The sequence below is a fragment of the Paraburkholderia graminis C4D1M genome (assembly GCF_000172415.1).
In the GTDB taxonomy this organism is placed as follows: domain Bacteria; phylum Pseudomonadota; class Gammaproteobacteria; order Burkholderiales; family Burkholderiaceae; genus Paraburkholderia; species Paraburkholderia graminis.
Window position 1 is genome coordinate 659,739 of the sequence record NZ_ABLD01000001.1, and the last position, 14,204, is coordinate 673,942.

The following is a 14,204-nucleotide window of genomic DNA, read 5'->3' on the forward strand; positions in this document are numbered from 1 at the left end:
AGCCGTTGCGCTGCGCGTCCCGGACCTTCCGACACAAGCATACGCTGCTCTCTTCGCCCCTGGCCGCCCGTTTGTAGAAGCGCTCCGGCGGTCTATCCGCTGTGAATGAACCGTGCTTATAACCATTCCAGCCGCTTCACCGCGAATCAATGGGTTGGACCCAGAATAAATCGAAAAATCCCCGCCAAGTAATAATATTATCTGAAAGTCAGTCTTACCGCTCCTTCCAAAACGCCATTTGCAAAACTTACCGCGCGATGTGTCCTTCCGCACGGAGCGATAACTTTTAGACTTTTATCGTCACGCAGGGTTTTGCGCATTGCATTTTTCGGCATTTAAAAGATGCGGCGAGCCTGATTTTCCTTTTTGTTCCATCGCGGTTTGCGAAATCCGCGTTTGCAGAAGCAGTAGCCTTCCTTGTTTGCTTGTTGATCGACAGGCATCAATCCGAAAAAAGCTAAGTCTCGCGTTGATTAGCAACTCGAATTGCGTGTTCGCGTTAACTGGTATTAATCCATTGTATTGCTTCGCGTATTGCGGCCTGAACGGTGTTCGCTACGGGCAAAAAAGAACGCGGCGCCCTGAAATCGATTACCTGGCGACGCTTCACGCATGACTTCCAGTTGCGCAGATTAATTTTCGCATTTTGCGTTTTAAAACGGACGCAGGCTCCAGGACACCCGGTTAATTGGCGCATATCTGGACGGCGAGCAGGGCGAATAAGTTGGCAAATCGTTAATTGGCGTGGGAGCCCCATGAGAATCGTTCACGTTACCGAGGCATTCGGAGGAGGCGTTCTGTCGATGCTCACGGAGCTCTGCAACCGCGCGGCGTCAGTCGGCGCGCATGTCACGGTGCTTTACTCGACACGACCTGAAACGCCCAGGAATTTCGTCGAACTGTTCCACCCCAAGGTCGACCTCGTGCACGTGTCCATGTGCAGGGACGTGCATGTTCGCAAGGATTGGTCGAGCGTGTGGGAACTGGCGAGACACATGCGGCGCGTCGACCCGACGGTGATTCATCTTCACTCGTCGAAGGCCGGCGTATTAGGGCGGGCGGCCGCCAAAATTGCGACGCAGAACGCGAAGGTTCTCTACTCGCCGCACGGTCTTGCATTTTTGCGTCGCGACGTTTCTCGCACGAAGCAGCTTGCGTATCTGATGTTCGAACGCATGGCCGACCTGATGGGCGGAACAGTGGTCGCGTGTTCGCCGGGAGAGCTGCGCGAAATCGAAGAGAAGGTGCGAGTGAAGGACGCGGAACTGATAGAGAACGGCGTCGACATTAGCAGCATCCCATTGCGCCGAATTCGCGACGACGGAGATGTGGTCATCGGAATGAATGGCCGCGCGTCGTTTCAGAAACATCACGAGCTCTTCATCTCTCTCGCGAACACGTTGCACGACTCGACCACGCGCTTTGTGTGGATCGGCGGCAACCGAGAAGAGGTGCCCGATGCGAGTCAGGCGTCGGCGCTTACATGCAGTGGCTGGCTAACTCGTTCGCGCGCGCTGGCGTTGATGTCCGAGCTCGACATCTACGTGCAGACCTCGCGCTGGGAAGGCATGCCCGTGGCGCTCATCGAAGCGCAGGTCGCGGGCATCCCCGCGGTCGTGACGGACGTGGTCGGCAATCGCGACGTGGTCGTTCACGGCGTGACGGGATTCGTCGGGTCCGACGAAGAGATGCCGGGTTACGTGGAGCAGCTCCGCGGCAACCGGCAACTGAGAGAAAAGATGGGCGCGGCCGCAAGAGAACTCGCGATCGCCAAATTTTCGATGGACATCATCTTTCACAGATGGCTGAGCACTTACGAGTCCACCGCAGAAAAACGCAGCAAGGAAGTCATGGACACCCATTCGATCGGACCTTGCGATATCCAGCCTAACCCGGACAAGTCAGTGTAGTTCCGGCATTCGATCCGATCGACTAGTTGAGCGCACCAACGATTCAGAGAGACCCACTGTGTACAAAATTTTCTTGCTGCATCCGGGGCGGGCCAATTATCCCGAGCTTTTGGCATACCAGGACTACTACGCTGCGCGCGGTGTCGATGTGGTCGCCGGAACGCTGACCGACTACAAGGCGTTGGAGAACAAGGCCGACTTTCTGGTGTGGGCAATCATGGGGTTCTATCCGAAGCAACTGGCGTCGGACTTCGTCATTCACGACTACCGGTCGCTGTCCGTCGGCGGCTCGGCGGGACTAAAAGACATCGCAAAGCGCTATCTGAACGCGCGGCCCAATTTGCGGATCTTCCAGAACACGCGGCAGCAGAACATCATGAAGTTCAACGACGACGTGCCGTCAGTGATACTTCCAATGGGCGTTCCGAAATGGATCTTCGAGGTGCCGCAACAAGCACCCGATGCCGAAGATATCGCCGACTTCTGCTATATCGGCGACATGAGCTTCGAGCGGGGATTTCATCTCGTCATTGACGCGTTCCTTGAGAACTTCCGCGAAAGCGATGTTTCGCTATTGCTCGTAGGCAAACCCGAGCCGCGTCTTTACGAGCGATACGCCGGCAAGCGCGGGTTGGTGTTCGCGGGCCCGTTGCCGCAGCGCGAGGCGCTTGCACTTGTCGCGAAGTCGTCGATTGCGGTGTCGTACTTTCCGTACCACCGTCCGCATTGTTATCAGACGCCGACCAAATTGCTCGAGTATGCGGCGCTCGGAAAGAAGATCTTGTGCAATGACTCGCCGTCGAACGTCGCGTGTTGCGAGGATTTGCGGATCAACAGCATCATCACCGGCTCCTCCATCTTCGCCGGCATGACGATCGCCACCATGAAAACGGCGAAGCCCAATGAAAGGGCGAACTTCACGCAGCTTGCGTGGGACAGCGTGATCGAGAAGTCGAACATCAATAGCTATATTTCGCAAAAAATAAACTTGAGCCAATAAGAGTAACGCCGTCAGAGACAGAGAGTTCGTCGATCACCTGGCTGCCGGGTGTGAGAAACGGAGGTAGGGAAAAGTGAAACTGTTTATTTTGCATACGGGCAAGGCGAACTATCCCGAGGTCGCCGCATACACCGAGTACTTCCAGAAGAACGGCTATCTTGTCGACTCGGGGACGATGGCCGAATACAGAAAGATCTCCGACCCGCAGAACTATGTGCTCTGGTGCATCATGGGGTTCTATCCACGCAGACTGCCGTCGCGCTACGTGATTCACGACTATCGCTCGCTGTCGGTGGGTAGCTACATTGAGCTGAAAGACACTGCGAAGAAGCTACTGCAGCCGCGTCCGGATCTCCGGATTTTTCAGAACGAATCGATGCAGAAGGTCATGAACTTCGACGACAGTGTGGAAACCATCCTGTTGCCGATGGGCGTGCCTGACTGGATCTTCTCGTGCAGGGGAACCCGCAACGGGTCGCTGCCCGCAGGAACCTTTTGCTATATGGGTGAAATTACGCGGGAGCGGGGCGTCGATGAATTCCTCGCGGGTTTCGCCTCGGCGCGGCGCGGTTCTGAAACCCTGGTGCTTGTGGGTGCCGTCGAAAAGGAAATTGCCGACGCCTATCAGGGCGCGCCCGGCCTGATATTCACGGGAAAACTGCCGCAGCGCGACGCGCTCGATGTCGTGAAGAACTGCGAGTACGCCATTTCCACGATTCCTTACTCGCGCCCGTACAACGTGCAGACGCCGACGAAGCTCCTCGAGTATGCCGCGTTAGGCAAAAGGATCATTTGCAACGATTCGCCGTCGAACCTCACGGCCGCGGCCGAATTCGGAATACTGTGCAAGGTAACGGGGCGCGACATCTTTGCAGGAATCGGTCACCTGTCGGATGAGACCGTGCCAGCGAACGACCCTTCGGGTCTCACACACTTGCGGTGGAATAACGTGATCGCGTCATCGGGAATAGACCGCTGCCTGAACGCGGCGCTGCGCGTTCATTGAGTGTCGTGCGATCGCGGTTATCCGCGCGCCGGCTGGCCGGAATGCGAGCGGGCGCTCCGGATCATAGAGGAGCGAGGCGCTTCCGACTCCCGCTCCGAACGCGATGAAAGCAGCAGATAGAGCATAAGCGGTGAGATCGGCGATAGGTGGCGGAGAAACGATCCATAGTCGGGTTCGAAGATCGCCTGGGTCGCAAGAAAGCTGACGATAAAACAGAAGCACAGCTCCCGAAACGATCGGGCGCCGCCACTGCGCGTCTTCCCTGATACCGCGAGAACATCAACGCCAGCGTAAAAAACGTGCATATTCCGCCGATGGTCTGCGTCGCCACACCCGAGAGAATCAGCGGTAATGGCAGCAGGAATGTCCCGAGAATGAGCATGGCGTTCGTCACGTCCGAGACTATATTGCCACCCGGAATGATCTGTACGATAAGCGATCCCACCTCGTTCGGATATCTCGACTCGTTGACCATTTGGCGTGCGAAGTCCAGCGTTTCGCCGTATTGAATGCGGAAGTTGACGGCCACGCACGCGAACAGGACGACAGCCACGAACGCGAGAGACAGCGGCTTGCGCAGAACGGCGGGCCCGAAGTAGAGCAATAGCGCCGGCGCCAATGTAATCGCCCAGTAGGTACGAAAGAAAACGGCGATCAGCGCGACGCAGCGGTGAATATGACAACGATGAACCGCGAGTCCTTGCACTGCAGAATCACGAGAACCGCCAGCGAGATGACGATCTCCTTCGACGGCATGCCGATGTAAACCGTTTGTGCAACGAGCCAGAAGCAGGCGAGCAGGAACTCCGTGCCGGTCAGGGACGTCACGCCCGAACGCCAGATCGCGAGCACCAGTCCGACGGTGGACGCGAAGAATCCGATCAGGGATATTCCCGCCGTACCCGCGCCGAGCCACCGCAAAGTCCATGCGAGGTTGTCGAAGGAGTCGCCGAACGCTTCGAAGCGGCTAACCGTCACCATGCGTTCGAGGATAACCTGCTCGTCGAGCAGGAACTTGGCCGGCAGCACCGTTTCATGCGCGACGGCAACGAAGCAAAGAAGCGCGAGCAGCAGCACCCAGATTGTCGCCGACACACCGGGACTCGCGCTCGGCCCGATCAGCCCAGGTACTTTGACAATGCGCACGTTCATCCCCTTAGATTGCGACTGAATCCCGCGGCTTGATGCTCATGCCGCCTTTCGCCACGTTCACCGAATAGTAGATTCCGATGCATGCCACCAGCGTTCCCATAAAACTGAGAAGCAGCACAACGGACATGAAGTCGAGCCTGAAGAAGCTTTTGAAAGAGAAAATGACGAAAATGCTGGCGGCGCTCATCAGTTGAATCATCAGATCGAACTTCTGCTGCCTGAAGACGATAAAAACCTGTGCAAGCGAACCGAACACGGCCATTGTCAGGAAGTACGGCGAAAACAGCAGGTAGACTTCCATCGACTGCTGCCACAGATCTCCCATCTTGAAGTTGATGATGAGCGCGAGACCGAGATAGCCGGCGGCAATGAGAACCACGCTCAACGGCATCAAAACCAGCGAGAACGATGTCGCCGGATTTCTGCCGCTGCGCACGTCCGCTCCTCTTTCCACCAGATCGATCAGGTCCCGGCGAAATACAGCCCCGAGACTCTGCGACAGAAGCGACGCGGGGAAATAGCCGACGCGATAGGCGAGAGCAAACACGCCCGCGTCGTGCGGGGCGAAAGCGAGCGGCATCAGGATCGCGATTGAGTAGATCACGACCGAATTAAGCGACGTTGTCGGCAGAGAGAACTTGGCGTAATCCAATTGCAGCCGGGAGAACTTCAGGCACTCCGACGAAAGCATCGGTCGGGAAGCAAAAAGATAGCCGACCAATGGGACGACGGCCGAAGCAAAAAACACGAAGCTATATACCGCGAAGATATCCGGGCCGCTCCACGGGTGTCTCGCTGCCATCATCAGTGCAATAAATGCGACCGCGAATGCAACATTGGGAAATGCACGCTGCACGGCAATGCTCAGGTACTTGCGCTCGCTCGCCAGTGCGGAAGACAGTGCCTGCTGCAGGAATACGCCGGTCGCGAGCACCACGACGGTCAAGTACTTCTGCTGGCCAGTGACCACCGCGACGGCGGCGAGCAGCAGAGCGATCGCTGTGGCGACGCAGCTCGAACTCACCAGCGCCTGAACGGCGAGCTTCTTATCCGCTGCCATGCAGGCCACTTCGAGCCGCAAGCCCAGCACGGAACCGGCGAACAGGCCAATCGCATTCAACTGACTGAAGTAACCGAGCTCGCTCGGCCCGCAGAACTTGCCGATCAGGATGACCGCAATGAAGTTCGCGGCCTGGCTAAGGACAACGCCCGCGATACTAACCACCGAATGCTTTACATTGACGATCATCTTCTATTTGGAGTTCGGTTTGGGCAAAGCCGTCCGGGTCATGCCGCATCGGCCGAAAAGGCTTTTTGCGGCATACCGTTGGACGCCGGTCAACTATTGGATTTGGAGTCGCTCGAGGCAGTCGCGTACTGATACGACAGATACCGGTTTCGCCCCGCATGCGAACCGAGGCTGTAGCGATAGGCCGCGGGATGAAAGGCGTTGAAGATCACGCCTTTGACTTCCACGTTCGCATGCCTGAGTTGCTTGACGGACTCGCGCACTTCATCGACCGAAGTCGTGCCGAAGCGCGTGGCAAGGAACACGGTGCCGCAACGGTGCGCGACTACCGCCGCATCGGATACCGCGAGAACGGGCGGCGTATCGATCAACACCATGTCGTAACTGTCGCCGACCGATTCGAGAAGACGCGCCATTGCGTCGCCCATTAGAAGTTCTGCGGGGTCGGACGGCGTAGTACCGTTGGGGAGGAAGTCGAGTCCGGGCGCGACGTTACGCTGCAGAGCCTCGTCCAGCGTGGCATTCGACGTCAAAACGTCCGCGAGCCCTGGTTGAGATTCCTTGCCGAAATAGTCATTCAAATGACCTCTGCGCAAATCGGCGTCGATCAGCAGCACACGCTTGCCGGAGCCGGTCATCACGGCCGCGAGATTCGCGCATAGAAACGATTTGCCGATCTGTTCGCTCGGACCGGTGAGCAGCACGCGATTGTTGCCCGCTTCCAGCATTGAAAGCTGCAGCACGATACGCAAACTGCGCAGACTCTCGACCGACGGGTCTCCGGGAGAATGCGACGCCAGCAACAACAAGCCCTCGCTGCGTTCTGGCGAATCATGCTCGAGCGTTGCTTGTGTGCGCGACACCGGCACAGTCGCATACACGGTCAGACCGGTTTCCTGCTCGATGTCCTGAGGGTTCGTCACGCCGCCGCGCAGTATGTGGCGCATGAAAGTTGCGGCTATCCCCAGAAAGAGGCCGAGTACCGCGGACGCTGCGATCAGCAGCGGCTTATTCGGCTTGATGGGCTCCTTCGGTACGAGCGAACGGTCAAGCAGGCGCACGGTGCCGACTTTGCCGGCGCGCACGAGCTTCAACTGCTGCATGTTGTTGAGCATGCCGACGTAGAGATCGTTATTGACGCGCACATCGCGCATCAGGCGCAACGATTCCTGTTCGAGTTCGGGCAGTGAAGTCATTCGCTGCGAGACCGCGGCTTCTTTAGCGCTCAGCGAGGCAAGCTGTTGGTCGACGGCACGAACCGACGGATGCTCGCTCGTGAAAAGTGCAGTCAGCTCCGAGCGCTTCTGCTTGAGTGCCAGCGCGCTCGCCTGCAATTCGACGCTTTCGCGCAAATACGTCTTGCCTTCCTCGCTGATGTCGAATGTGCCGCGCTTGATTCGCAATGCGTTGTAGTTGCGCTCGGATTCTTCAAGCTCGCTCTTCAGTTGCGGCAGTAGATCGCTGAGAAACGCGAGCGACTTTTCAGCCTCAGCAGCCTTGCGCGCGATATTTGCCGCGACGTACTCATCGCCGATATTGTTCAGGATCTTCGCGGTCAGTTGACGGTCCGTGCCTGTCAGTGACGCGCCGATGATGCCGCTCTGCTTGCCTTTTTCAACAATGAACAGCTTGTCTTGCAGGTTTTCCAGCGTCTTCAGTCGCGCGTTGCGTACGAGCACGAATTCGGTGCCGGGATTCGCATTGAGTGCTTGCACGCGCAGCGTTATCTTGCCGGTGCTCTCATTAGAAACGATCGTCTCGCCGACGCGTCCGTAGATCGGCGCATCGAGCTGCTTCTGGTCGACAACATAGCGGTCTCCGCCAAGCGAGGTCAGCTTGAAGTCATCGCCTTCGAGATCCTCGGGGACATCGAACGTCCCGACATCGATCGATTCATTGCCCCACGCAAAGCCGCCGACTCCGAGCAGGCCGGGCTGAGACAGGCTTTTGTTCCAGCGCGCGATCCAATTGCCGATTAGCGGAAAGCGTTTCGGCTCGGCGCTTATGTAGAGTCTGAGATTGTCGACTGCATTTCCCACGACCATGCGCGAGCGCAGTACTTCAATCTGGGCGGTGGTTTCTGTTTTAACGTCGAACAGACTAGACACGTCGCCTAGCAGACTTTTGGTGTTGGTGGGGCTCTCCTGTTCAACCTGCAGGAGAATATCCGACTGATAAACGGGCGGCGCGAGAAAGCTGTACGCGACACCGATTGCCAGCACCATGCTCGTAATGGCGAGTACAAGCCACCGGTTCGCGAGGACGACGTCGACGTAACGCACCAGATTCACGTCATTCTGGCCGGAGCCGGCAGCCTGCGATTTTGGAGAAAACTCGTTCATAGGGAACCCATCATCGAAGAGGTTTAACCGACTGCCCGCACACACATTGATGCGCAGCCGCCGATGCCAGCGAAGTTCCGTTGCCGGATGCTATTGGTCTGCTTACCGCGCGTAAGCGCCGCGGCTCATTGCTTTCCGCTCGGGTCAAGGAGCGTCGTTCGAACCCGTGGAAATGCCGATCAGACGCCTCTTTCTTGCCTCGATAAAACATGGCGGCAAACAAGGCTCATACGTTGTCGGAATGCTGCGACTCGTCACACTCGCTTCGTGCCTGAATGAAGCCGGGTCGCATGTAGAACGGTGTGAAGGCGGCGCACTGCGTGACGCGCACCGGTCAGCACTGCCAGAGTCTGCGGTGCCATTTTCGACGCGTATGTTCGCGAGCGCACAAGTTCTATTGGATCATTTGCGCTGCGTTTTCTAGCGATCGTATTCGCAAAAAGCAAAGCCGTTACGCGAAAGTCGGCGCACACGGCGCGTTTGTGGTTAACCGTACGTTCGCACCTTATCGGCAACGGTATAAGGAAGCGCACAACACGTGCTGTACTTCGTGATCTCAAGAGGTGACATGAAGCCGAAGCAACTAATGCGCACGATCTTTACGCACGCCATTCTTGTAAGCGGCTTGCCCGCGCTCACACGCTTGCTGCTATGGCGAGACCGGGTTGCTGTACTTCTTTATCACGATCCCGATCCTGCCACACTGGATTCACATCTTGCGTATCTGAAGCGGAATTGCGATTTTGTTCCGATGTCCGAAGTAAATAAACCGGGTAAGGGTCGCCGGCGCGCAGCACTGACATTCGACGATGGCCACGTCGGAAACGCGGCACTGTTGCCGATTTTCATCAAGCATGGCGTTCGTCCGACTATTTATATTTGCAGCAGTATCGTGGCGCACGAGCGCACTCACTGGTGGCTGACACCCGGCGCGCAGCATGCGGGAGTCAAGCGTCTGATCAAGCTCCCCAATTCGCAAAGGCTCGAGGAGTTAGCGCGGCGCGGATTTCAACAGGACGTGCGCAGCGACGAAGCACCGGTCAGCGGACTAAGCAGAGAGCAGATAGAAGCCATGCTGCCGTACGTGGACTTTCAATCGCACACGCGCTTTCATCCGACGCTCACACGCCTCGACGATCAGGAATGTATCGACGAACTCGCGCAATCGAAGCGTGAGGTTGAGCAGTTGACCGGCTCACCTTGCGAACACTTCGCTTACCCGTATGGCCGATATGGATCGCGCGAGGTGGCGATGCTCAAGGCGACCGGATACAAAACCGGGCGCACTACGGCAGTGGGCTGGAACGACGAAAGAAGCGATCCGTTTCGCCTGAGCGCATTCGATATCGAAGACGATTCCTCATTACCGTGGTTTGCCGCGCAAATGACGGGCGTGCCGCTCGCCTGGCGGCTTCTACCTTTGGGCACGGTCAAGTCGATACTGATCAGAACGCTGAACTTTGCTCGCCTTGGCAAGCCGCAGACGAATGCCGGTTAATTAAGCGGTAAGTCGCAACGGCCAACAGTTGTACTCCAACTTGCTGGAAAAATTGTGAGTGAACAAAGGCGCAACTTCCTGACGAAGATAACTACGACCGCGGGCGCGGCAGTGGCGGGGTACTTTTCGGCCAATCCGGCAACTGCGTCGAATGCAGTCAATGTACGCGGGCCGAATGGCGAAGCAAGCGTGCTGGACTTCATGTCAGCCGAGGCACGCGCTGACGCACGCTCCGGCGCGCCGTCGCTCGATCATAGCGCCGCGATACAAGCGGCTTTCAGCAGCGGCGCCGCAGTAGTGAATGTGCCAGGCGGGTACGTGTTCAAGCTGACGAAGCCGCTCAAGATAGAGAAGACGATTCGGGTGATGGGCGGCGGCGAGTTGCGCTTTACCGCAGGCATCGCGAATGCGGCGGCGATCACGGTGACTGCTCCTGGCTGCGAATTCGACGGAGTCTATCTGACGAACCCGAACATGCTTCAGTCGAATAGCGGGGCGCGAAACGTCGGCATCATGTTTCGCGCAAGTCTGGGTTCCGTGACGCGCTCGACCATTCGCTATTTTCAGAATGGCATCCAGGTTGAATCGACCGGTGAGTACCACGACTTCATCATCGCGAACAACCGGGTTATCGACTGTATCGGCGCCGGCGGCGGGCCCACGCAAAAATCCACGTATGGCGAGGATCGCGGCGACGGTATCACGGTGTGGGGTTGCGCGGCGACGATCACCGGCAATCTCGTGACGGCGAAGGCGGGCCAGGACTGCCGCATCGGTATACACATGGAAGGGCTGGCGAACTACCATGCCGACTCTTTCCCACTTCAGGACAACATGTGTACGGTGGTCGGCAACGTCGTGCGAGGTCCGTTTCGGCGAAGCATCGTCACGGAAAACGTCAACAACTCGACCATCACAGGCAACACCTGCGAAGGCGCAAAGTGGTGGGGCATCGCTATCGTCCGATCGCTGGCATGCTCGGTCACAGGCAACACGGTGATATTCGACCGCGCGGCAACGGACGGCACCGGCTCCGCATGGGACCCGATTCACGCCGGCATTGCCGTGTATGGCGGAGCGGTGCAATGCGTGATATCGGGCAATACCATCGATCTCACGCGCGGTCACGCGAGAGCCGCAATCTGCTTGCTGGGCTCGGACGTGGATGACGCGGTCGCGGTGGAGCAGCGGGCGGCGACAAACGGCACGGCTCGCGCCACGCTTGCATCTGCAAATCCGGCCGTGCAACTTGGGCAGCTCATCACCGGGCCAGGCGTGCCGTCAGCGACGTTCGTTGTGAGTGTTGCGGGGACTGCGCTGCTCGCAAGCAATCCGATAGGCGCCGGCTCGCCGCTACTGACTTTCAAGTGGCATGAGCGCGGGCAGGGCACCGCTGTCACCAATAACAGTGTGCTGTGCAATGCCGCGGATGGCGCAATGGGCATTTTCGCGCAGTATCAGGATTCGCCGTCGATTCTCGGCAATAACCTGCGCTACATGGGCGCGCATGGAATCCATTGCATGGACGTGTCCGATCCCGTGATCAACGGCAATACCGTACTCGGTCAGCAAAGCGCGAAGCACGGCATCTATCTCGAGGCGAGCGCGACGGGCGCCGTGGTAGTCGGCAATGTCGTCGAAGGTTTCAACGGGCCGGGCGGAAGCGGCATTGCGGCGGCAAATCGCATCGGCGGCGTTGTGTCGGCGAATCTCGTGCGCCGGTGCGAGACCGGCATGAATCTGTCGGGCTGCACCGACATGTCGGTCACAGGAAACAGTGCGATGAGCTGCGGCACGGGCTATTCGCAGGCTCGCGGTTCGGGAATGCTGCTCGCGAGCAATGCCAGCGCGGGTTAAAAAAACAGCATCGCGGCACGCGAATTAATAGAGATCGCCGCAGTGCTTTCGCATTGCCCAGATCTTTCATTTCGCCCACGCGCTGACTTGCCGCGCGCGTATGCGCTTCGCGTCATCAAACACTGCGAAGTGTGGGGTACTAAACAAACCGAAGCCGCGATCTTCGCATACGATCGTTTGCCGTCGGCGTTAATCGCTACCTCCAATACGTGACCGGTTTTCCGCCCCCCGAAACCGAAGCAACGTAGTGATCGCCGACTTCCCCAAAGAGCTTTTGCGGAGGACGACACCTTGTTTGATCCGAAAGCTCTCATGCGCGCTAAAGCCGGCGAGTCCATCCCGCTTGAAAGATCGTCGCGTCGCGTCTTCCTGCGCGATATCGCATCGCTTGCTATCGCGGCGGCGCCTTTGCCGTCATATGCACAGCATGGAACTTCGGGTCTCGTCACGCCGCCTGTTCGTCTCGACGATACGCGGCTGGTCGATCAGGCCGGCACCGAGCGATTGCTCAACAGCTTGTTGCTAGGCGGCGTGACTGCGCTTCAAACCATCTATACCGGATGCAGTTCCGTATGTCCTTTGCAAGGGGCGCTGTTCAGCGCGGTCCAGGAGCGGTTGCCACAAATACGTGGGCGTTATCCGGTTCGATTGCTGTCGATAGGAATCGATCCGCTCTCCGACTCGCCATCCGCGTTGCATGCGTGGCTCAAGCGCTTTCAGGCGGGCCCTGCATGGACTGCGGCGACACCCACATTGCGCGACATCGACGGCATGCGTATGGCGCTTGCAGGCAGCCGCCTGCCGCTCGGCAATATTGCGGATCACGCAACCCAGATCTACTGCTTCGATGCCAACGCGCGATTGCGCTGGCGCAGCGCGGATCTTCCGCGTGCAGATGAAATTTGCAATGCGCTGAGCGCATTGGGGCGCGCGTAGTACAACCTTCACTGGAGCAGAAACCGTGGCGCCAATTCCGTTTGTCAGATTCTTCTCGCGCTATGCCGGCAAGTGCATGAATGCATTTTTCGTCGCTGCACTGGCGTTGACGCTTGCCATGTTTGCCGGACGCGTAGAAGCGCAAACGGTAGGGTCGATAGCGCTCGGCGGCAATGTGTGCGCGGACGTCGACTCTGCATCGACCACTCCCGGCGCCTCGGTGATCTCCTGGGGCTGCTCGGGCGGCGCCAATCAGCAGTGGCGGCCTGTACCTATCGGGTCGCAATTCCATTTCGTTAATCAGAACAGCGGCCTGTGCATGGATGTGAACGCGGAGAGCAAGGCTGCGGACGCCGCGATCATCCAGTGGTCGTGCAACGGTCAGACGAACCAGACCTTCACCGCGAAGCCGCAAGGCAACGGCTACGCGATAGTGGCTGCGCATAGCGGCTTGTGTCTGGCCGCGCAGAGTCTCACTGGATGGGGTCAGCAAATCCGCCAGCAGACATGCAATGGCAGCGCGCTGCAGACCTGGCAGTTGAGCGGTCTGAATGTGAAGACGTTGCCGTCCAAATGGTCGGGGCCTTTCGGCGTGCCGATGGTTCCCGCAGCGGCAGCCAATCTTCCCGATGGCAACGTGCTGGTGTGGTCCTCCGATATGCTGCTCGATTTCACCTCGGGTGAAATCACGCCGGGAAAGACCTACACCGCAGTCTTCAACCCAACCACAGGGACCAACAAGCAGGTACTGGTCAGCAATACCGGGCACGACATGTTCTGTCCAGGCATCGCGAATCTGCCTGACGGCCGCTTGCTGGTCAACGGCGGATCGAGCAGTTCGAAGACGAGTATCTACACGCCGTCGACGGGTCAATGGACGTCAAGCAACCTGATGAAAATCCCGCGCGGCTATCAGGGCACCGTCACGTTGAGCAACGGCAGCGTGTTCACGCTGGGCGGCTCGTGGAATGGCGGGGAGGGCGGCAAGAACGGCGAGACGTGGACATCGGGCGTGGGTTGGCAAATCAACGGCGCGATACTCGCCGACTACATATTGACGCAGGACGCGGCGGGCATATTCCGCGCCGATAACCACGCGTGGTTGTTCGCGGTGGCCAACGGACGCGTTTTCCACGCGGGGCCGAGCCAGGCCATGCACTGGTTCGACACCGCGGGTAACGGCAATGTGACCGATGCGGGCAAGCGCGCGAACGATACCGATGCGATGAACGGCAACGCGGTCATGTACGACAT

The 14,204-nt window shown here is 58.3% G+C and carries 11 protein-coding genes; 7 read left to right on the plus strand and 4 right to left on the minus strand.

Annotated features, from left to right (window positions below):
• Positions 1–755: 755 nt before the first annotated feature.
• The 3 genes from BGRAMDRAFT_RS02900 to BGRAMDRAFT_RS02910 all read left to right on the plus strand — a co-directional run bounded on the left by BGRAMDRAFT_RS02900 (position 756) and on the right by BGRAMDRAFT_RS02910 (position 3,916).
• The gene (locus BGRAMDRAFT_RS02900) at positions 756–1,910 is read left to right on the plus strand and encodes a glycosyltransferase (RefSeq protein WP_044020128.1); all 1,155 of its coding nucleotides are present in this window, start codon (positions 756–758) and stop codon (positions 1,908–1,910) included.
• Between the two features lie 58 nt (positions 1,911–1,968).
• On the plus strand, positions 1,969–2,910 hold the full coding sequence (locus BGRAMDRAFT_RS02905) for a glycosyltransferase (RefSeq protein ID WP_006047156.1): 942 nt from the start codon (positions 1,969–1,971) through the stop codon (positions 2,908–2,910).
• 73 nt (positions 2,911–2,983) lie between these two features.
• Positions 2,984–3,916 (plus strand): glycosyltransferase, encoded by a 933-nt coding sequence (locus BGRAMDRAFT_RS02910; protein WP_006047157.1) that lies wholly within the window; start codon positions 2,984–2,986, stop codon positions 3,914–3,916.
• Between the two features lie 61 nt (positions 3,917–3,977).
• On the opposite strand, the gene BGRAMDRAFT_RS35235 is transcribed toward BGRAMDRAFT_RS02910, so the two are convergent.
• From BGRAMDRAFT_RS35235 to BGRAMDRAFT_RS02925, 4 genes are all read right to left on the minus strand, one after another.
• Positions 3,978–4,622 (minus strand): hypothetical protein, encoded by a 645-nt coding sequence (locus BGRAMDRAFT_RS35235; protein ID WP_232292212.1) that lies wholly within the window; start codon positions 4,620–4,622, stop codon positions 3,978–3,980.
• Positions 4,571–5,062, minus strand: coding sequence for a hypothetical protein (locus BGRAMDRAFT_RS35240; RefSeq protein ID WP_232292213.1), 492 nt, complete (start codon positions 5,060–5,062; stop codon positions 4,571–4,573). The genes BGRAMDRAFT_RS35235 and BGRAMDRAFT_RS35240 overlap by 52 nt, the downstream gene beginning before the upstream one ends.
• A 10-nt stretch (positions 5,063–5,072) precedes the next feature.
• Positions 5,073–6,158 carry a hypothetical protein gene (locus BGRAMDRAFT_RS02920; RefSeq protein ID WP_232292222.1) on the minus strand — a complete coding sequence of 362 codons (1,086 nt, stop codon included), beginning with the start codon at positions 6,156–6,158 and terminating at the stop codon, positions 5,073–5,075.
• Between the two features lie 248 nt (positions 6,159–6,406).
• The gene (locus tag BGRAMDRAFT_RS02925; RefSeq protein ID WP_006047160.1) at positions 6,407–8,659 is read right to left on the minus strand and encodes a polysaccharide biosynthesis tyrosine autokinase; all 2,253 of its coding nucleotides are present in this window, start codon (positions 8,657–8,659) and stop codon (positions 6,407–6,409) included.
• 586 nt (positions 8,660–9,245) lie between these two features.
• On the opposite strand from BGRAMDRAFT_RS02925, the gene BGRAMDRAFT_RS02930 reads away from it, so the two are divergent.
• The 4 genes from BGRAMDRAFT_RS02930 to BGRAMDRAFT_RS02945 form a co-directional block, all read left to right on the plus strand.
• Positions 9,246–10,157, plus strand: a complete 912-nt coding sequence (locus BGRAMDRAFT_RS02930) for a polysaccharide deacetylase family protein (protein WP_157140577.1) — start codon at positions 9,246–9,248, stop codon at positions 10,155–10,157.
• Between the two features lie 54 nt (positions 10,158–10,211).
• On the plus strand, positions 10,212–12,014 hold the full coding sequence (locus tag BGRAMDRAFT_RS02935; RefSeq protein WP_006047162.1) for a NosD domain-containing protein: 1,803 nt from the start codon (positions 10,212–10,214) through the stop codon (positions 12,012–12,014).
• Positions 12,015–12,326: 312 nt separating this feature from the next.
• Positions 12,327–12,950 carry an SCO family protein gene (locus BGRAMDRAFT_RS02940; protein ID WP_044020130.1) on the plus strand — a complete coding sequence of 208 codons (624 nt, stop codon included), beginning with the start codon at positions 12,327–12,329 and terminating at the stop codon, positions 12,948–12,950.
• A gap of 76 nt (positions 12,951–13,026) precedes the next feature.
• On the plus strand, positions 13,027–14,204 hold a 1,178-nt coding region (locus tag BGRAMDRAFT_RS02945; RefSeq protein WP_044020204.1), incomplete at its 3' end, for an RICIN domain-containing protein.

Excerpts from the sequence above, each read along its gene's own strand:
- BGRAMDRAFT_RS02900 (WP_044020128.1), top strand. The coding sequence starts at position 756 with ATGAGAATCGTTCACGTTACCGAGGCATTCGGAGGAGGCGTTCTGTCG.
- BGRAMDRAFT_RS02940 (WP_044020130.1), top strand. The coding sequence starts at position 12,327 with ATGCGCGCTAAAGCCGGCGAGTCCATCCCGCTTGAAAGATCGTCGCGT.
- BGRAMDRAFT_RS02930 (WP_157140577.1), top strand. The coding sequence starts at position 9,246 with ATGCGCACGATCTTTACGCACGCCATTCTTGTAAGCGGCTTGCCCGCG.
- BGRAMDRAFT_RS02925 (WP_006047160.1), bottom strand. The coding sequence starts at position 8,659 with ATGAACGAGTTTTCTCCAAAATCGCAGGCTGCCGGCTCCGGCCAGAAT.